The organism is Deltaproteobacteria bacterium, from assembly GCA_019310525.1.
GTDB lineage: Bacteria > Desulfobacterota > DSM-4660 > Desulfatiglandales > HGW-15 > JAFDEE01.
This window is the reverse complement of the sequence record JAFDEE010000013.1, coordinates 1-18,738: the sequence shown is the minus strand read 5'-3', so window position 1 is coordinate 18,738 and position 18,738 is coordinate 1. Positions and strand designations below refer to the sequence as shown.

Genomic DNA, 18,738 nt, shown 5'->3' with positions numbered 1-18,738 from the left:
TCTCCTATTGAACGATAAATTCGGTAAAGTAGATATTCACTATCGACCCGGAGGTCAGGTACTGGTTGAGCATGGCCATCAGTTCGGCCCGCAACTGGAGTTTTCCCTCCAGTGAGCTGACGTCCTCGTAGGTCTTGCTGCTCAGCAGTGTGATAATGGTGTCCTTGAACTGGGGGAGTCTTTTCTCCACCTCCATTCTCAACTCCTCGGAACTCAGTTCCAACTCCATTTTCACTTTCAGGTACTTTTTTCCCTGGGGATCCACCAGGTTGACGATGAAGGTATCCAAGGAATAGATGGGCCCGATATCGCTCTTCCCCGCTTCCACGACCTTCTTCGTTTCGGCGGCCTTTTCCGCCCCTCCCGTGAATCGATCAAGCATCCCTCCCTTCCAGGCGATTGCTCCTCCGGCCAGAAGGAGCACAAGCAGACCCACGATGATGATCAACTTGAGGGGGAGACCCTTCTTCTGGGTCTCTTCCCCACCCCCTTCCGGTGATTCTTCCGTCCTGTCCTTTTCTTCTTTCTCAGCCATGGATTCTTTACTCTCCTCTTTCCCGATTTAATGGGGCCATAATGCGTCCCACATTACTACCCCCGGCTAATTGAAGGAGCTTTCCCTCAACTGGGGCGGGAGATATGCGTTCAGTTTCTGTTCCAGGATCCTGGGGTTGTCCCCCTTTGCAATGGAGACTATTCCCTCGGTAATCAGCTCTTTGATCATCACCTCGTCACTGCTCTTGTTTCTTAGTTTTCCCGCCACGGGAAGACATAAAATATTGGCCAGCAGGGCCCCGTAAAAGGTGGTGAGCAGGGCCACGGCCATGGCCGGCCCGATCGTGGCCGGGTCGTTCATGGTCTGGAGCATCTGGACCAGCCCGATCAGGGTTCCGATCATTCCGAGGGCCGGAGCGAATGTCCCAAGGGTGGTGAAAATCTCGGCCCCAAGCTTGTGACGGTCCTGGATGGACTGGATCTCCGTGTTCAGGATGTCCCGGATGGAGGAGGGCTCCAGCCCGTCCACGGACAACTGGAGTCCCTTTTTCATGAATTCGTCGTCGATATCGTTGATGGCCGATTCCAGGGCCAGGATCCCTTCCCTCCGGGCTGTTCCCGCCAGGCTGACGAAATTGGAGATCAATTCCTTGGCCGTGTAGGATTTCATGAAAAAGGCGTTTTTCACCACCTTGAACACCTTCATGATGTCAGGCAGCGGGTAATTGATCATGGTGGCTCCCAGGGTGCCGCCGATAACGATCATTATGGAGGGGATGTTTATGAAAAGGGCGATGCTCCCTCCCATCATGATGGCGGTCAGCACCAGACTGAAGGCCAAAACGATTCCGACTAGGGTTGCTATATCCATGCAGGCTCGACTCTCCGATATATGAAGGATTCCGGATCCCTCGGCACCCATCGGGATCGGAAGTGATGGGTATCCGAGCGCCTTCAAGGCTTAACGCCTGTTATTTAAAGCAACCTCTGTGCCAGATCCGGACAGGTGGGGAAGGGAAGACATGGTTTGAAGGGATTTTAACGGTATTTCAAGTAGATAGCCTTGCCAGACGCCACATGATCCCTTGCCGTGGTTTCGAATGAAGGGCATAGAAGGCCGGATAGTCAAAGGATTGACGGTGGGAGAGTCGGTGGATTGTATGGCGGGTCACGGGGTCCCCTTTCCCGGAGACTAAACCCAAGCCCCTTAGGAGAAGACCGATTGGGCCTTCCAAGTACCTGCCAATAAACAAACCTGATAAAACGCGGGGGGGCGTCCTGGGGCGCCCCCCCGCGAATCAAATTACCGCTTGAGGTTGATCAATTCAGCCAGCATTGCGTCCGTTACCGTGATGATCTTACCGTTGGCCTGGAATCCACGCTGGGTGGTGATCATCTTGACGAACTCGTTTGCAATGTCCACGTTTGACTGCTCCAGGGAGTTGGGGGCGATGCTCCCCAGGCCGTTGGTTCCGGGCCGGTTGGTGATGGCATCCCCGCTCTCCCGGGTCTCCCTGTAAAGGTTTCCGCCCTCTTTCAGGAGCCCGTTAATGTTCTGGAACTTGGCGAGGGCCACCCTGAAGAGGGGAATGATCTCGCCGTTGGAGTAGACGCCGGTGATCACCCCGTCAACGTCCACGTCCACACCCTGCAGGTCCCCGGCGCCGTAACCGTTGGCAGACTGGAATGTGGTGGTGGAAGCGCGTGCGAACTGGGTGGTGGTAAGGGAATCATTGACCCAGGTGGGACCGCCTGACCCACCCCCGGTGGAATCCCGGGTCCCGATATCGAACTCGATGTCCTGGGTGCCCGTCCCGAAATTGGGTTGAAAATAGTAATAACCGTGGCTGTCGATGCTCGCAGCAGTCCAATTCCCGGCAGCCCTCCCGTCGCCGTCGTTCAAGTACATGGTAATGTTGGTTACTTTACCCTCGCTGGTGCTGAAGGTGATCTCCCCTTTGGCCAGGAGCCCGTTACAGTCTGAATCCGAACCGCCCCTCTCGTCCTCATCGGGATTACACACAATGATGTACTCCCACACCCCGGAGGTTGAAGTGGGATCATAATAAACGGTCAGGTCGTGGGTGCCGCCCAGGGAATCATAGACCTTCACTGTGCTCTGGTACTCGTAGTTGGATTCATCCATATAGGTGCCGGAAGAGTTATTCCCGTCCCAGGCGAGAGAAAGATCCGCGCAGTTGCTGGAGGCATCCGAGTCGAGATTTGTCACAATGGTGATCCTTGAGGTCGCCACGGGAGAGGAGGTAAAGGAGTCGAGGCGGATATCCGTAACCGACCCTACGTCCTCACCGTTGTCGTCCAGCTCCCAGCCCTGGACCACGTATCCTTCCGGGTTTACCAGGTACCCGTTCCGGTCGAACCGGAAATTTCCCGCCCGGGTATAAAACAGGTTTTCCGTGTCACTTTCCCTCACCACGAAAAACCCCTGTCCCCCGATGGCCAGGTCCGTGGTGTTCCCGGTGGTCTCGAATGAGCCTTGCTCAAAGGAGGAATATATGTCTCCGAGGCCGACACCCCGGCCCACCTGGGAAGTCCCGGACATGGTCGCCGTGGCCTGGCTCAGGAGGTCCTGGAATGTAAAGGTGGCCCCCTTGAAGCCGATGGTGTTGACGTTGGCAATGTTGTCGCCGATGATCTGCATGGCATTTCCCAGGGTGTTCAACCCGCTTATGCCCGAGAAAAGTGCGCTGGATAGTGCCATTCTCTTTTTCCTCCTGTCATTGAAATATACTAAATGATCCGCTCAGTCTGCCTACCCTTTTATCCGGGACCTCTATATTCAAGGCCCTAGCTGTCGCCACCCACAGACTCACCGCCGCCCTGTATATCCGCGGGTGCCCGGATATCCAGGATCTGGGAAAGCCTGAGCGGAATCTCTCCCACATAAAGGAGAGGGGAATTCCCCTCAAGATTGATCTTCTCCACCAGTCCCCTGATCAGTGTTTCGGCCTTCACCGCCGCTCCACTGATCGACCGGGCGCTCACTTCGAAGCGGTAGGTCCCGGGGGGCATGGTTCCTCCCAGGTCATTCTTTCCGTCCCAGGTGAAATCGTGCCTGCCGGCCTGAAGGACACCCAGAGGGATCTTCCTCAAGAGCTGACCCTCGTCGTTCACAATATGGGCCGTACAATCGGCCTTTTCCGGGATTCTGAAGGCCGCTTTTCCTTCCTTACCCTCGACCAGGGGGATCCGGTCGCCCTCGGCCAGGACCTCCTTGCCGATGAAACTCAGGGCCTGATACCGGCCGAGTCCGGCCTCTGACTCCTTAATGGCCTCCAGGGTCTCATTTACGTTGTAGAGTTGCTCCAGACTGCTGAACTGGGCCAACTGGGCCGAAAACTGCTGGGTATCCATGGGGTTCAGGGGGTCCTGGTGCCGCATCTGGGCCAGGAACATCTTCAAGAAGTCATCCCGGCCCATGACCTCCTTGGATTTTTCCGTATAGTTATTCTTGCTCTTATCCTCCACCATGGGGATCCCGCTGATTCCTTCCAGCATGTCCTCCCCTCCTTTCCAGTTTCCTTCACACGTGGACGCTCACCTGGCCGTCCTCCGAGACGACCGTATCCTGGATCACCGGAGAAAGGGCCGGCTCCTCCCCTGTCTGCCCGAAAGATCTCCGCCTGCGTCCGCTTCCCCCCGCCATCCAGTCGTTCCTTTCGCGCTCTTGACGATCCCCCAATCCCACCATGACCTCGAATTTTTCGACGATAAAACCCTGCTCGGTCAATTGCTGCCTGAGATGATGGAGGTTGGCCTCTATGATCTCTTTCACCATGGGATTCTCTGTGCTCAGGTTTGCATGTACATGTCCCTGCTTGATCACGAGCTCCACCTCCAGGCGGCCCAGTTCGGGAGGAGAGATCCGGATACTGCCCCGCTGCTCACCGCCCCGTATCATGAGGCCGATCTTTTCAACGATCCTTGGAAGGGGATGGGGCAATCCGCCGGTCTCCCTGGAGGAATTCAAGGTTCCACCTTCCCGGATTCCATTGATCTCCCTGCTCCCCTGAAGATCATTCCCGGCTGCATTCCTCACTTCGATAAAATCCTTGACGCCGGTCGTTCGACCTTTTGTCCGCCCGCCATGGGTTTCCGCCTTCCCCTGAAGGATCGGCCGCCCGGCGGTCCAGGGGACCCTTTCCCCTTGGAGATCAGAGATCATCTGTCCCGCCTTGCCCCCCTTGATCCACTCGGCGATGGCGGAACGCAGCACATGGCCTTCATCCTCCGGGGTTTCCACCGGTTGACCGAAATTCCCGGCCAGGTTCTCCTGTCTCAGGATCTCCATGATCCTCTTCTGCCACCCCCCGGGGCGCTGGTCGGAACGGGGCTTGATCACCACCTGGCTCAAGAGGTTCATGGCCTCTGCCTCGCTCGCTCCCTTGCCCCTGGTTGAGGCGTTTAGCGGATCCTCCGCCCGCGAATTCCCGCTGTGGGTCTTTATCGAGAGTCTTTCAAGGAAGGCCTTGACTTCCTCGGGAGGCACGCCTTTCCGCCTCAGGATCCCGGCTATCTCACTTTTGACCTTCTGTTGAAGCTCCTCCGGGGTCACATCGGAAAAGGCTTTGATCTTTTTCTCGACCTCCAGACCAAGAGAGTCACCTAATACCCGAGGACGGCTCTTGATTCCCTGCTCACTGAGGAAGGCCGCGATTTCCTTCTCAGAGGAAAACCCGGGGATCCTCCCGCCGAGTTCCCTGGAGAGCCTGGACAAAGATAGACCTTCCCCCTCCCTCACCGAATTCTCCATCATCTTCTTGACGTCTTCGACGCCGAAACCCAGCTTGAAGAGGAGGGACTCCACCTCGGGCACCCGATCCATCTCCACGATCAGCTCGGGGACGGCATCCCCTTGCCTTTCCAGTCCCTTCCCAAGCCCTGCCAAGAGGCGATCCATTTGGATCATTCCGTCTGCATCCGTGGCTGACTGGAGGAGCCTGCTGATTTCTTCCCGACTGAGGCCCCTCTTTTCCAGGAAATGGATGAGCTGTGGGGTGACCCCGGGAGGCAGCCTGAATTGTGAAGTGGGCATTCCCACGTATTTCAGGATGTCCTCCAGCATCTTCAGGGGGTCGGAGCCCCGGGCACCCCTCTTTCCCCCGTCACCTACGACAGATCGGGCGCCCTTTTCAGAAAAGAGGGATTCACCGCCTCTGGTGAGAAAAGTCTTGAAGAGGCCGTTTCCGATCTCCTGGGGAGTTTTCCGCATGCCCGCCGGTTTGTCTCCTCCCGTTATGGCGAGGGACATCATCATTTGAGCGACCTGTTGCATGGCGTCTCCTTATCCCTTCTGGTCCTGTTCCTTTCGCAGATACAGGTGAGCAATGGGTGTGCCATTGAAGAGCCTTGGCAGCATTTTTAATAATTCCAGACAATTACATTACAATAGCCGGATACAGGGACCTGAAGGCAGGGAAAAATTTGGCCGTACGCTGCAGGCAGGTAGGTAAAAATTTCCTTATCACCTGGGTGAGGCCCGTTACTGGGCGGGTGTAGAAAGGATCGCCCATTTCAAGGTCGGATGGGGTGGAAGGTCAGGTGGTCGGTTGGGGATCAGCGGGAAATCACATGGGGACGGGGCAGGGGGATTCCCGGAAAAGAAGACCCCCTTAATTGAGGTGGGCCAGTTTCTCGCTTATCAGGGCGCCTCGTTCCGGATTCATCATTGCGAGGATCTTTCCCGCGGATTTCCCCTTCATGTGCCGGAGAATGAGGACCACCGTCTGGATCTTGAGTTTGTCCATGATGGCGGCCGCCCGCGCTGGTTCCATTGCCGAATAAAGGGCCACGAGATGAGCCATCTTGGCATCCTCCAGGGCCTTCTCTCTGTCGGCCAACTGCTTGGCATAGGCCGTCAACCTGAGTTGAAGCTCGTTCAACTGTGCCAGTTTTTCCTCTATCTCGGCCTTGAGCGGCAGGAGTTCCTGTTCTCTTTTCTGCAGTTCCAGTTCCTTGGCCCTCAGTTCCTGGGCCTTCCTCTCAAGCGTTTCCGAAGAAGGTTCCGGCGAAGCCTCCGGAGCCGCAGGGGTTTTATCGGATACGCCCCTGTCACCGGCGACGGCCAAAGACGGGGTGGAAAAACCAAGGGCACTGAAATCAAGAAAGATTCCACTCAACAGGATCTTGACTCCCACCAGGCCGAGCAGGAGAAACCCCAACCCGAAGTACGTCCATTTCCTGTCCTTCATGGGAACTCCCTTCCGTGGCGGGTGACTGCCACCTCGTTCATCCATTTCTGCTCTTCCTGAAATTGCTTGCGACGCCAGGCATCGAAGTCCTTGTCCCTGAGCTTTTCCATGATCCTGTATTCCCTGCTCCGCTGGAGGACTTCGTGCATCTTTCGGCGCACCACCTTTTCCAACCTGAAAACTTCCTCTTCTTGGGACTCGATTCGCCTCCCGAGGGTCTCCAGGTATTCCCGGTGGTTTTGAATCTCATCGGCCGACATTCCCGTCTTTAATCTGGACTCGAAGTCCCGGGTTGTCTCGTAAAGTTTTCTACGGTACTCTTCCAGTAGTCTGCGGGCCTCTCCCAGCCGTTCCCGGGCCTTGGCCAGGGCGATCTCGGCCTGTTCCTTCCGCCGCTCCCGGTAGTTGAGGACGGGCTGGTATCTGAAGGAATATCCCACTTCCTAATCCTTCCTTCGTACAAGTCTCCCCGGGACCTTTCCCTCACATCTTCTTGGAGTTCAGGAGCCTGGTAAGCTCCCTGAGTCCCTCCTCCAGGGTGCACCCTCTTCCCACATCCTGCTGAAGGAAAGCATTGACCTCCTCGATCATCTCCAGGGCCCGGTCCGTCCTCCTGTTGGCCCCCTTCTCGTAAGCACCGAGATTTACAAGGTCCTCGATCTTGGCGTAATCGGCCAGAATACGCCTCAGTTCAACGGCACGGGAGAGATGCTCCCGGTCCACCACGTCCCCCATAAGGCGGCTCACGCTGGAGAGCACATCGATCGCAGGATAGTGTCCCCGGGTTGCCAACTGCCGGTCCAGGACGATATGCCCATCCACGATAGAACGCACCGCATCCCCGATGGGTTCGTTCATGTCGTCCCCCTCCACCAGCACCGTGTAGATTCCCGTGATGGATCCCGTTCCTCCGTTGGTTCCGGCCCGTTCCAGGAGCCGGGGGAGGTGTGCAAAGGTACTGGGGGGATAGGCCTTGGTGGTCGGTGGTTCACCTGCGGCCAGTCCGACCTCCCGGGCCGCCATGGCAAAGCGGGTTACGGAATCCATCATCAAGAGTACGTCTTTACCCTGGTGGTCCCGGAAAAATTCCGCTATGGCGGTGGCCAAATAGGCCCCACGAATCCTTATCAGGGGAGAGGTATCCGAGGTGGCCGCCACAACAACGGAGCGTTTCAATCCCTCCTTCCCCAGATCCCGCTCGATGAATTCCTTGACTTCCCTTCCCCGCTCTCCTATCAGGGCTATGACATTGACATCCGCCTGAGTATATCGGGCCATCATTCCGAGCAAAACGCTCTTTCCCACGCCCGATCCCGCCATGATCCCGCACCGCTGGCCCTTGGCCAGGGTGATCAGGCAATTGATGGAACGAACCCCCACATCCAGGGGTTCCCGGATCCTGCTCCTCCGCAAGGGATTCAGGGGAGGGGCATAAAGGGACATGAATTTTTCGACACTGGGCGCCGGCTCTCCGTCAAGGGGGTTTCCCAGGCCGTCCAGGACACGCCCCAGAAGGCCGACGCCCGCTCCCACCTTGGCTTCGTAACGGTGGGCGATGATTCGACTTCCCGGCTGCACGCCCTCGCAATTCGAAAGGGGCATTAAGATCACCCGCCCATCCCTGAAACCCACTGCCTCTGCCACGACAGGTTCGGAAAGATTCGGGGACAGGATCCGGCAAACCCCGCCCACCGGAATAGGAGGGCCCTCTCCCTCAATGACCGTGCCCACCACCTTCTTGACCTCCCCTTCCATCCGGATCATGGGGCAGGTGCGGACCCTGTCAAGGTATCGCGCCAGGGACAGGCTCATGAATCTTCCCCCAGCTTTCCTGAAAACTCTTCCTCCAGTTCCTTTTTGATTACCTCGATCTGGTCCTTCAAGGTGGCGTTGAGGCGGCCGAATCCCGTCTCCAGGACACACCCCCCGCGTTCCACGGCCGGGTCCGCCGCCACCTGGAACGTTCTCCCCCTGTTCTCGGCGGCAAGATCAGGCAACATCCTCTGGACCTCCTCCATGTCCTCCGGGTGGATCAGGATCCTCACGCGGCTCCTGTCCGCCACGAAAGAAAGGGCCGCCCGGATGGTCTCCCTGATGACCCGGGGATCGGTCTCGACCTCCCTGTGGAGGATCCTTTCGGCTATCAACAGGCTCAGCTCAAGCAACTCCCCTTCGGCCTCGGAATAAATCCGGCCCTTCAAATCGCTGATCTCTTTAAAAAGGGCATCAAGTTCCTTCCCTTTTTCCATCAACTGGCGCTGTTCGAGATCCAGGCCGTCCTTTCGTCCCTGTTCAAACCCTTTCTCGTAGGCCTCCCGCTCAAGTCGGGCCAGGCGTTCCTCCAGGCTCTCCTCCGGGGGTTCCTCCTGTACCGGCGACTCCTCCTGGGAGTGTCCCGAATAAGATGAGGATTCCAGACCGTGAACCGGCAACTGAACAACCCCACCGGAGTCCACCGGACCGGCGTCCTCCTCCGGGGTCATATCCTCCACCTCGTAAGGTTCCACCTGCAAAAGCGGATCATGGGGTTCCTTGATCAAGCTAGACAAGGATATCGTCACCCCCTTTGCTGCCAAGCACGATCTTCCCTTCCTCCGCAAGCCTTCGGGCGACCTTGATGATATTGAGCTGGGCCTGTTCCACATCCCGGAGTCTCACCGGGCCCATCACTTCCATGTCTTCCTTCATCATTTGGGCGGCCCTCTGGCTGACGTTGCTGAAAATCTTCTCCGCCAATTCCTCGCTGGCGGTCTTGAGGGCCAGGATGAGTTCGTCGTTGCTGATCTCCTTGAGGAGGGCGCGGATGGACCGATCGTCCAGGGTGACCAGGTCGGAGAAGACGAACATGGACTGACGGATCTCCTCGGCAAGCTCCTCCTGTTCGGTCTCGATCTTTTCGAGGATACTGTTCTCGGTCTTGTGATCCATGTGGTTCAGAATCTCGGCCGCCGTCTGGATGCCGCCCAGATTCTCGTCCGAGGCCCGGCTGATATTGGAAAGCTGCTCCTCGATGCTCTCCTGGATCTCGTGGACGATCTCATTGGGGACGTCCCCCAGGTTGGCGATCCGCATGATGACCTCGCTCTGGATCTCTTCGGGCAGGTGCTGGACCACCTCGGCCGCATGCTGGAATTTCATGTTGACCAGTATGAGGGCGATGGTCTGAGGGTGTTCGTTTAGGAGCATATTGGCCAGGACCGGGGGGCTGAGGGACCCGAGCTTTTCAAAGGATCCCAGGCCCCGCCTGGAGAGCAGGTCTTCGAGGAGATCGTCCGCTTTTCTGGAGTCGAAAGCCAGGGATACGGATTTTTGGAGAAATTCTTTCCCCGACACGTTGATGGTTCCTGTGCCTTCATAGGTGTATGAGAACTCCTCCATGATAGAGGATACCAGTTGGGGATCCACCTTCTTGATCTGGGCCATGTGCTCGCCGATCAACTTGATCTCCCCCTCCTCCAGGTGCTTGAAGACCTGGGCGGTGAACTCCTCTCCCATGACCAACAAGAAGATGGCCGCTTTCCTTGCGCCCGTAAGTGTACTCGTCGAAGCCAATTACCTTCCCTCGTGCAACCACGCCCGGATCACCTGGGCCGCCATGTCCGGGTTGCTGGCGGTGATCTCCGCAGTTCGTTTCTTTTCACCAGTCTTGTCCGCCGCCTCTCCCGCCTGCTCGGAGAGCTGGGGAACGCCCTCTCCCTGTGGAAGAGACGGTACAAAGATGGATTCCCCGGCGTTTTTCAGCCACCTCTTGAAAGGCCTTACAGCGAAGAGGAAGAAGAGGGCGATCAGGAAAATGTTGAAAAGGGGCTTGGTGGCCTTACGGGCATAGTCCAACCAGGGAGATCCGTTCCCTACGAGCGCCACTTCCTCCGTCTGGATGGCGAAGGGGATATTGGTCACGCTCACCTGGTCTCCTCGTTCACTCCTGAAGCCCATCGCCTTCTTGACGATGTCCTCGAAGGTCTTCATTTCCCTTCGACTTCGGGGCACGAACTTCTGGATGGTCTTCCCGTCCGGTCCCTTCTCAGAAACATAGGGCCCGTCCACGATGACGGCGACGGAGAGGCGCTTGATTTCTCCCACGGAGTTCATGACCTGGCGCTGTATCTTATTGATCTCGTAATTGATCACGGAGTTCTCTTTTTGAAAGCTCTTGCCCGAGCTTCCTCCACCCCCCATGGTTCCAGGGCTTTTATATACCTGGGCCTGGAGGTCAGGGGATCCTGCCGCATAACCGCTCTGATCCGAGGAAACCTCCTTTTCCTTCTGCTCGCTCCGAATAACGCTGCTGTCGGGGTCGAACCTCTCTTCCAGGATCTTGACCCTCTCGAAATCCACCTCCGCGGAGACCCTCGCCACCACCCTGTTCATGCCCACTACGGACTCCAGCATGGTTTGGATGCGGTGCTCCAGGGTCCTCTCGATCTTCTGCTGGTATTCGAACTGGGCCCGGCTGAGGGCGTCGGCCCCGTCGCCTCCCGGGTATCCCTTGGAAAGGAGCCCTCGGGACATGTCCACGAGCGTTACGTTCTCGGGTTTCAGGCCCTCAACGGCCCGGGCCACGAGATTGATGATTCCCTGCATCTGCCTCTGGTCCAGGGACCTGCCCGGGTGGAGCCTTAAAACGACCGACGCTGTGGCGGGTTTTTCCGGTTCGGCGAAAAGAGAATCGCCGGACGTGACGATATGGACCCTTGCCTGGTCCACTGCATCGAATTCCATGATGGTGCGGGCCAACTCTCCCTGGAGGGCCTGCTTGTATTTCAGCTTTTGCACGAACTCGGTCGTACTGAAGGGCAGGTTGTCGAATATCTCAAAACCCACATTGTGGCCCCGGGGGATGCCTTCACTTGCGAGCTCCAGCCTGAGCTGGTAGACTTTTTCCCTTGGGACCATGATCGCGCTTCCCCCTTCCTTGAGCTGGTAGGGGATCTTTTGCTCCCGAAGTTTCTCTGTGATCCTTCCTGCATCCGCCGCATCAAGGTTCGCGAAAAGGACCTGGAAATCAGGCCGGTTCGCCCAGAGAAAGAGCGCGATGAACCCACCAACCAGGGTGACTACGACCAGCCCGAAGGAAGCCTTTTTCCCATTGGGCATGGCCTTGAACACCTGAATGAACTGCTGAATGGAATTCTTCTCTGTTTCCGCCATGTTACATCCTTTTTTCAAGCGTTGAGCTTGAGCGGGGCAGCATGCCTCTCCTCCCCAAACCCCGGGTTCCCCGGTGGTTCAAGGGGCGGCCTTACACTCGTTAGAACTGCATGCGCATCACTTCCTGATAGGCCTCCATGAGTTTGTTCCGGATCTGGAGCAGGAAACGGAAGGAGAGGTCGGCCTTCTGTGCTGCTATCATGACCTCATGGATATCCTGTCTCTTTCCCACCGCGAATTCCTGTGCCATTCGGTCCGACTTCTTGATTTCACCATCCACATACCGGGCAAAGGCCTTCAGGGTATCTGCAAAACTATCCCCGCCTGGGGAAGCGCTCCCTTTCTTCGGCCCGAAGAAACCCGGTACGTTACCCGATATCCTGGAAACAGGATCCATTTCAGTTCTCCCCATTAACGGCCGAGCTCAATGGCCTTGAGCGCCATGTTCTTCGCGGCTTTGATCACCGCGGCATTGGCCTCGTAAGCCCGGTTCGCATCCAGCATGTTGACCATCTCTTCCACAAGGTTGACATTGGGCAGGTAAACGAACCCATTTTCATCCGCATCGGGGTGAGAAGGATCATATATTTTCTTGAATTCTCCCCCAACGGGCACGATTTCCCGCACCCGAACCCCGCTGAGTCGGGCTTCGAGAGTACTTTTCAGGCGCTTTTCAAAAGATTCCACGCCGGGCACCCCCGGGGTAGTCTCGAAAATAACCGTCTTCCTCCGGTAAGGTTTTCCATCCTCGGTCCTCGTGGTATTTGCATTGGCCAGGTTCGTGGATATGACATTGAGCCGTATCCTCTGGGCCAGCATGCCGCTCGCCGCCCGTTCAATGGCCTGCATCAAGTCCATCTTCCCTTACCTCCTTCCTGACTCGATCGCCAGTTTCAAGGCCTCGAATTTCTTGGCCAACAACCTGGCCGAGGCCTCGAACAACAGGTTGTTTTCCACCATCTTGGCCATTTCGCGGTCGATGTTGATCTGGTTTGAACCCACTATGGTCTTCCCTAATGTCCTCATGGTGTAGACCCGCTCACCCGGGTCGAGACTTCCCGTGAAATGGGAAAAATGGTTCGGGTCGGTCTTTCGAAGGGGCAGTCCCGTCTTTTCCACCTCCCGTTTCAGGGCCTCGCTGAAACTGATCTCCTTGGGCCGGAAACCTGGGGTGTCGATGTTGGCCAAATTGCTGGAAATCACGTTGTGATTGGCGCTCCTGAAATCCAGGGCACGGGCCAGGAGCGAAACGGTCTTCCCCGTGATACCTTTACCATTGAGCCTGTCCATGGTTGATTCCTCTCCTTCACCAAAGGGGTACCCAAGTATTAATGCAAAAGGGATACCACTCTCTTTGCGGATTTCAGGACGGGTCCTCCGACGTATCGGGTATTATAGCTAGGTCCCATCCCTTCCCGAAGAGGCCCGGCCTGTCGGGAATTTGACGCCCTGCGGGCTTTCCTCTGTTGCCCTGCTCCTCTTGAGTTCTTCCTGGTACTCGTTAAGCTTGTTTCGCAGGGTCCGGACGCTGATTCCCAGAACCCTTGCGGCATGGGTCCGGTTTCCCCCGTGGTCGTTCAGGGCGCGGAATATCATTCGCTTTTCCATATCCTTGAGGGGAAGAACGCGATCGATTCCGAATTCAACAGATTCGTCCTCTCCCGGCCCGAGAATTTCTTCGAGGTCCGCTCGCCCCACCTGGTCCGATTCCACCAGGAGGGTGGCCCTTTCCATGAGATTTTCCAGTTCCCTGACATTTCCCGGCCATCCCCTCTCTTTCAAAAACTTTTCACCTTCCGGGGTCAGCCTTTTTTGGGAAATACCGTTGAGACTGCAATGCCTTTCAAGAAAATGGTTGGCCAGCGGGACGATGTCATCGGGCCGATCCCTGAGGGGGGGCAATCGGAGGGGGATCACGTTGAGGCGGTAAAAGAGGTCGAGCCGGAAGCGACCTTTTTTTGTTTCACTTTCAAGGTCCCGGTTCGTGGTGGCGATGACCCGGGTGTCAACGGGAACGGGAAACTGTCCGCCGACCCGGTCCACTTCCCTTTCCTGCAACACCCGCAGGAGCTTGGCCTGGATGGAGATATCCATCTCGCTGATCTCGTCCAGGAGCAGGGTGCCTCCGTCGGCCAATTCGAATTTTCCCTTTTTCCGGGCTACGGCGCCGGTAAAGGCTCCCCGCTCATGCCCGAAGAGTTCGCTTTCCAGCAAGGTCTCGGGCAGGGCGGAACAGTTGACTGCCACGAAAGGCGCTTCTTTCCTGTTGCTGCAGCGATGAATGTACCGGGCGAGGACCTCCTTCCCGGTTCCGCTCTCACCCTGTATCAGGATAGTTGTCCTGCTGCCGGCGACCTTCCTGGCCAGAGCGAGGATCTTTTTCATGGCCGAATCAACGGCAATAGGAGCTTCCTGGGAATCGTCCTGCCCTTGCATCTTGGGGCGGGAAAAAGATTTCCGGCTCAAAGATTGCCCCAAAACCCCTTCCACGCTCAGGCGGATCTGTTCTTCCGAAGCGCCTTTGGGAATGTAGTCCCGGATTCCCATTTTGAGGATTTTGACCGCCTCTTCCACGCTCGGTGCGGTGCTCATTACGACGATAGGAAGATCCGGACAGGTCGAACGAATCTTGTCCAGCATCGCCAGGTTATCCGCGGATCCTCCGTTGGTCTGGGCGACCCAAAGGGCCGGGGACGACTTCTGGATTTTTTCAAGAGGATCTTCCCCCGGATCGGCCAGAAGGACTTTCATGTCCATCTCTTCGAGTCGGTCCCAGAGGCTCTTGGGAGGAGCAAAATCCCTGACCGTCCACAGGATTTTTTTTCGATTCGTTTTCGGCATAGCTCAAGCTTCAATGCCCCTTGCTCTTCCCTATCTCTAGGGAGGGGAGACGAGGGGTCGACTTCTGAATCATCCCGAACCTAAAGGGTCTCTTCCTCCCGATCCCTGGGGATTGGGAGTCGTTTCAATTGCTTTTCCAGGTCCATCATCCCCATCTTGATCTGGACCTTCTGTTGCAGCAAGGGATCTCCCTCTTCCGCTATAGCGTTGAAAATCTCTTCCGCCTCCCTGGTTTTCCCTGTGTTCAGGTAGGAGAGGGCCAGACGGTAATTTATTTTCCAGTAATCCTTTTTCTCCGGACCGTATCCAAGATCCAGCCCCCTGCGGTAGGCCTTGATGGCCATGGCATCATTTCCTTCACGGTGGTATCCGTTTCCCATCTCCACGTAGGCCGACTGAAGGAGGCCCAGATCCTTTCGGTCTTTCTCCGCCAGGGCGATACACCGGTTGAGTGAGGCCCGGGCCCTCTCGTAACGCTGTTCCAGGTTGCTGATTTGACCCATGGCCAGGTAGGCCCGGGCGATCTCCAGGTCGCTCAACACCCTCTTGTCCTTTACCACGCTCTCATAGAGTCCATAGGCCCTTCTGAAGTCTGCATTCTCCTTGAGCAGGTCGGCCAGTTTCAGGGTGATCCTCTGCTTGTCGGCGGTCGCCAGTCCTTCCCGGCGTCCCTGCTCCAAGACCTTCTCGGCCCTCAGGAGATCCCCTTCGCGTTCGTAGCAGTCCGCCAACTGCATGAAATAGGCCCCCTTTGAGGTCAGGGAAAGATCATAGGGCTTGACGGCCCTGAACACCTGGATGGCTTCTCCGTATTTCTCAAGATGGTAGTAAGACTGGGCGACCATGAGGTAAACTTCGGGGTCCAGCTTTGAGGGTCTCGGCAGGATCCCGGACTCCCGCATAGCCACCACCTTATCGTATTCTCCGGACTTGTAACGCTTCTTGAGTTCCTCCTCCACGGCACTGGCGTACAGATCCCGGGCCTTCTCCTGGATATCCGGATTCTTCGGCTTTTCCATGAGCTTTTTCAGGGTATCCATGGCCATCTGATACTGTCTCTGTTCGTAGAGCCGCTTGGCCATGTTCAGCAACGCCAGATCCCCGATGGTGTTATTGAGGTTTTTCTGGTGCACCTCTTTAAACAAGGTCACCCCGGAGGCATAGTCGGCCAGGCGCAGGCGGGCGATGGACGCCCCTTCGCTCTCGGGATCCAACTCGATGGCAAGGCGATAAAACTTTTCCGCCTCCCGTTCCCTGGACTGCTGGTTATAGGTATCCCCGATATGGGCGAGCAATAAATCCTCGGACTCCGGTTGGTGCCCGAGATTCAGGGCCTTGAAGTAATAATTACGGGCGGTCTCGTAATCCTTAAGGTAAAGGGATGTCTGGGCCATAAAGCTCAGGAACCCTGGGAACTTGAGATAGAAATCCGGGTCTTTCTCAAGAAGTTCACTGAACCTTTTCTTCGCCTCTTTATAGGCGCCCACGCTATAAAGATATTTGGCGATCTCATAATGGGCCTCCTCCACGACCGAAGAGTGGGGGAAGCGGCTCAATACAACCTTGAGGTCCCTGACAGCCTTTTCCGGCTGATTCAACCGGAGATAGACCTTGCCCCGGGTCAGGTAGGCGAGGGGGAGATGGGAGCCCTCCGGGTACCGCCCGATAGCCATATCTAGGGAAGCCAGGGCATCATAATTCCTTCCCATGAAGGCCTCGGCCTGAGCCATTCTCACGTAAGTTCTCCCCACCCGTCCCGATTGGGGGAAACGCCGGACCGCCTCGGAATAACTCTTAATGACCAGAGGGAAGACCTCTTTTCTCCCCTCTTTCAGGAGGGCCAACCGGAAGTCACCGATCAGGAAAGAGAGGCTTTCCCTCAAGGGCGACTCGGGAAAACGCGAAAGGAAGTCTTCCATGAGCTTGGCCCCCTTCTCATAGGCCTTGGTCTCCCAGGCTTCCTGGATGCGGCCCACCAGAAAGGCCTCTTCCGAGTTCAGATGGTGGACCCATTCCGGGTTGTAGATCCGGTCCATGTGATCCAGGTCAATGTCGGGTTCTATGATGATATCTACGGGGTGGATCACGGGTGGGGGGATGGCCGCCACCGTTGTTCCGGACCCTGGAGATTGCCCGGGCCGGTGGATCTTCTTCCTCACCACAGGCCCGCCACCGGGCGCTGATGAGGGAACGGGCGGCATCTCCTTCCTCTCCGTCCCTGCGGAAAGATTTTCAGAGGCCAGGGGTCCACGGATGTCCTCACCCGCCTTTCCCTTCTCCAAAGCGGGATCCTTGGATGGTTGGGACTCCTTTTTGGCGATCTTTACATCTTCCCTTTCCTTCCTTTTCAACCGAAGGCGCTCATCTGTCAGGGCCAGGGGCCGATCGAAAAAATCAGCCACGAGTTTCTTCCCGGCATCAAGCCAGAAGATCCTGGCATGATCCCCGTCGGTCCCTGTAAAGACCAGATCGATATCCACGCCTCCAGGTGCTCTCTTCACTCTCACATCCCCGATTCGATCAATGCCCGTAAACTCCTTCCTTCGAAGACGCGTCAGGCCCTTTGGGATCCTCAACACGGCCCGGTTTGCCGCTCTCCGATCCCATTCCCACATGGGCCTTTTCCCAAGGTCCGCCACCATCCTGGAATACTCTTTCTGGATACCGAATCGAAGCCTCTTCAGGACGGTTTTTACGGGCTTGGCGGGCCAATCCCCCGCTCCGCCCAGCTTGGCCGTAAGGAGCAAAAGTTTTTCCTTTGGGAGCCAAGAGGTCTCCACAAGACGAGCCGGGCCCCCGAGCCGGATATGAAATGTCAGGCCGGATGGGTTCTTTTTTTCTTCCTCGATCTTCACATCCCCTGGATGGGTCCCCGGTACCCGGCTCAATCGGGTCTCGATCCGGGCGTCGGCCAACGTGAGTTTCAAGGCTCCTCCACGGGCCGGTTTCAAACTATATTTCGGGGACTCCTCCAGCAGGAGCACAAACCTGGCCACACCCTTTTCCTTAAGCAGGCGGTAATCGTAAACCTTATTGGCTGCCCCGGTCTCCCTGGGAAAGACCGTGCCCACCAGGCATAAAAGCCCGGCAATGAGACATCTGAGCGGGATCTTCATTTCCTTCCGGATCCAGACTGCGTCTTCAAGAGCCGCAGGATCTCCTCCTGGAGTTTCAGGATTTGGAGATTGGTCTCCACCATGAACCGGGTGGAGATGGCGATTTGTCGCAGGTATTCTGCAGAGGGATCGTTACTGTAAGTTCGGGGGCCCCTTCCCCCTTCATCCCTGAGGGCCTCATAGAAATCTCTGGTAAGATTGATGTAAACGCCTTCAGGTACCTGGACCTTCGGAATCCCTTCCCCTCCAAGGGCCACACCCGGAAAAGATAAAACCAGGAGCAGGAGGCACACCCACCCCGGCAAAGAACCTGCCCTTTTCTTTTTCATGGCCGTCCTCGCATCTCAGGTGTAAAACGATATGACTCGTTGTTATTCTCTATGTAAGCACATCCTGTGCCACCCGTTCCTTCACCTGGAAAACCACCCCTTCATCCTTCTATCTGACTGTTTTTAATAAAAAATCATCCAACACCCTACACCGTGGAATCTCCAGGAAAACTGCTGAGAGCGTCAACATATTGACGGAAATGAAAACCCCTTCGTAACGAGCAGCCCCTTTTTCAGGGACCCCTTCCGGAAGCCCCTTTGGGCCTTGGGGAAAGAAAACTTGGTTCGAGGCGGCCCCTCTGGCATCCTACTTGCTTATTTAGTGTCCATCCATAAATGAGAAAACTTGTGCAAGGTCAAGGAAGGCGAAGAACCGCCCCGCTTGAGATGCCAAGCGGGACAGGCCTCCATACATTGAAGCATTTCGAGGACTTAAATTTTCAGGAGGCAGCGGAAAGCAGTGGCTGACATTTTCTCCGTAGCGGGCGTATTTCGGCCCTGAATCAGGATAGATGAAGGGACGAAATCCGCAGTGCCTGTCCGCCGGTATCTGGCGGGAGCGGAGCCATGGACGGCGGAGCGCCTGCCCGCCGG

17 protein-coding genes are annotated in these 18,738 nt (G+C 56.6%); all 17 read right to left on the bottom strand.

All coding sequences use genetic code 11. The features are described from left to right. Positions 1-4: 4 nt before the first annotated feature. Positions 5-535, bottom strand: a complete 531-nt coding sequence (locus JRF57_03625; GenBank protein ID MBW2302785.1) for a flagellar basal body-associated FliL family protein — start codon at positions 533-535, stop codon at positions 5-7. 66 nt (positions 536-601) lie between these two features. Further along, positions 602-1,366: a flagellar motor protein gene (locus tag JRF57_03620; protein MBW2302784.1), complete on the bottom strand. Its 765-nt coding sequence runs from the start codon at positions 1,364-1,366 to the stop codon at positions 602-604. A gap of 432 nt (positions 1,367-1,798) precedes the next feature. Further along, a complete protein-coding gene (locus tag JRF57_03615; GenBank protein ID MBW2302783.1) occupies positions 1,799-3,217 on the bottom strand; it encodes a flagellar hook protein FlgE in 1,419 nt (472 codons plus the stop codon). Positions 3,218-3,303: 86 nt separating this feature from the next. After that, a complete protein-coding gene (locus tag JRF57_03610) occupies positions 3,304-4,014 on the bottom strand; it encodes a flagellar hook assembly protein FlgD (GenBank protein ID MBW2302782.1) in 711 nt (236 codons plus the stop codon). Positions 4,015-4,039: 25 nt separating this feature from the next. After that, positions 4,040-5,791: a flagellar hook-length control protein FliK gene (locus JRF57_03605; GenBank protein MBW2302781.1), complete on the bottom strand. Its 1,752-nt coding sequence runs from the start codon at positions 5,789-5,791 to the stop codon at positions 4,040-4,042. 337 nt (positions 5,792-6,128) lie between these two features. Then, entirely contained in the window at positions 6,129-6,707 is a 579-nt protein-coding gene (locus JRF57_03600; GenBank protein MBW2302780.1) for a hypothetical protein, read from the bottom strand. Then, positions 6,704-7,147, bottom strand: coding sequence for a flagellar export protein FliJ (gene fliJ, locus JRF57_03595; GenBank protein MBW2302779.1), 444 nt, complete (start codon positions 7,145-7,147; stop codon positions 6,704-6,706). Before fliJ ends, JRF57_03600 begins: the two co-directional genes overlap by 4 nt. A 43-nt stretch (positions 7,148-7,190) precedes the next feature. Continuing rightward, positions 7,191-8,519, bottom strand: coding sequence for a FliI/YscN family ATPase (locus tag JRF57_03590; GenBank protein MBW2302778.1), 1,329 nt, complete (start codon positions 8,517-8,519; stop codon positions 7,191-7,193). After that, the gene (locus JRF57_03585; protein ID MBW2302777.1) at positions 8,516-9,256 is read right to left on the bottom strand and encodes a hypothetical protein; all 741 of its coding nucleotides are present in this window, start codon (positions 9,254-9,256) and stop codon (positions 8,516-8,518) included. Before JRF57_03585 ends, JRF57_03590 begins: the two co-directional genes overlap by 4 nt. After that, a complete protein-coding gene (gene fliG, locus JRF57_03580) occupies positions 9,249-10,259 on the bottom strand; it encodes a flagellar motor switch protein FliG (protein MBW2302776.1) in 1,011 nt (336 codons plus the stop codon). Before fliG ends, JRF57_03585 begins: the two co-directional genes overlap by 8 nt. Then, a complete protein-coding gene (gene fliF / locus JRF57_03575) occupies positions 10,260-11,858 on the bottom strand; it encodes a flagellar M-ring protein FliF (GenBank protein MBW2302775.1) in 1,599 nt (532 codons plus the stop codon). A 100-nt stretch (positions 11,859-11,958) separates the two neighbouring features. After that, a complete protein-coding gene (gene fliE / locus JRF57_03570; protein ID MBW2302774.1) occupies positions 11,959-12,255 on the bottom strand; it encodes a flagellar hook-basal body complex protein FliE in 297 nt (98 codons plus the stop codon). A gap of 14 nt (positions 12,256-12,269) precedes the next feature. Beyond that, positions 12,270-12,716: a flagellar basal body rod protein FlgC gene (gene flgC / locus JRF57_03565; protein ID MBW2302773.1), complete on the bottom strand. Its 447-nt coding sequence runs from the start codon at positions 12,714-12,716 to the stop codon at positions 12,270-12,272. Positions 12,717-12,722: 6 nt separating this feature from the next. Then, positions 12,723-13,148 carry a flagellar basal body rod protein FlgB gene (gene flgB, locus JRF57_03560; GenBank protein MBW2302772.1) on the bottom strand — a complete coding sequence of 142 codons (426 nt, stop codon included), beginning with the start codon at positions 13,146-13,148 and terminating at the stop codon, positions 12,723-12,725. Between the two features lie 108 nt (positions 13,149-13,256). Then, positions 13,257-14,699 carry a sigma-54-dependent Fis family transcriptional regulator gene (locus JRF57_03555; protein ID MBW2302771.1) on the bottom strand — a complete coding sequence of 481 codons (1,443 nt, stop codon included), beginning with the start codon at positions 14,697-14,699 and terminating at the stop codon, positions 13,257-13,259. Between the two features lie 80 nt (positions 14,700-14,779). Next, positions 14,780-17,815: a tetratricopeptide repeat protein gene (locus tag JRF57_03550; GenBank protein ID MBW2302770.1), complete on the bottom strand. Its 3,036-nt coding sequence runs from the start codon at positions 17,813-17,815 to the stop codon at positions 14,780-14,782. After that, complete coding sequence (locus JRF57_03545) at positions 17,812-18,144, bottom strand: hypothetical protein (GenBank protein ID MBW2302769.1); 333 nt, start codon at positions 18,142-18,144, stop codon at positions 17,812-17,814. The genes JRF57_03550 and JRF57_03545 overlap by 4 nt, the downstream gene beginning before the upstream one ends. Positions 18,145-18,738: the final 594 nt, after the last annotated feature.

Excerpts from the sequence above, each read along its gene's own strand:
- JRF57_03625 (MBW2302785.1), bottom strand. The coding sequence starts at position 535 with ATGGCTGAGAAAGAAGAAAAGGACAGGACGGAAGAATCACCGGAAGGG.
- JRF57_03620 (MBW2302784.1), bottom strand. The coding sequence starts at position 1,366 with ATGGATATAGCAACCCTAGTCGGAATCGTTTTGGCCTTCAGTCTGGTG.
- JRF57_03615 (MBW2302783.1), bottom strand. The coding sequence starts at position 3,217 with ATGGCACTATCCAGCGCACTTTTCTCGGGCATAAGCGGGTTGAACACC.
- JRF57_03610 (MBW2302782.1), bottom strand. The coding sequence starts at position 4,014 with ATGCTGGAAGGAATCAGCGGGATCCCCATGGTGGAGGATAAGAGCAAG.
- JRF57_03605 (MBW2302781.1), bottom strand. The coding sequence starts at position 5,791 with ATGCAACAGGTCGCTCAAATGATGATGTCCCTCGCCATAACGGGAGGA.
- JRF57_03600 (MBW2302780.1), bottom strand. The coding sequence starts at position 6,707 with ATGAAGGACAGGAAATGGACGTACTTCGGGTTGGGGTTTCTCCTGCTC.
- JRF57_03590 (MBW2302778.1), bottom strand. The coding sequence starts at position 8,519 with ATGAGCCTGTCCCTGGCGCGATACCTTGACAGGGTCCGCACCTGCCCC.
- fliF (MBW2302775.1), bottom strand. The coding sequence starts at position 11,858 with ATGGCGGAAACAGAGAAGAATTCCATTCAGCAGTTCATTCAGGTGTTC.
- fliE (MBW2302774.1), bottom strand. The coding sequence starts at position 12,255 with ATGGATCCTGTTTCCAGGATATCGGGTAACGTACCGGGTTTCTTCGGG.
- flgC (MBW2302773.1), bottom strand. The coding sequence starts at position 12,716 with ATGGACTTGATGCAGGCCATTGAACGGGCGGCGAGCGGCATGCTGGCC.
- flgB (MBW2302772.1), bottom strand. The coding sequence starts at position 13,148 with ATGGACAGGCTCAATGGTAAAGGTATCACGGGGAAGACCGTTTCGCTC.
- JRF57_03555 (MBW2302771.1), bottom strand. The coding sequence starts at position 14,699 with ATGCCGAAAACGAATCGAAAAAAAATCCTGTGGACGGTCAGGGATTTT.
- JRF57_03550 (MBW2302770.1), bottom strand. The coding sequence starts at position 17,815 with ATGAAGATCCCGCTCAGATGTCTCATTGCCGGGCTTTTATGCCTGGTG.
- JRF57_03545 (MBW2302769.1), bottom strand. The coding sequence starts at position 18,144 with ATGAAAAAGAAAAGGGCAGGTTCTTTGCCGGGGTGGGTGTGCCTCCTG.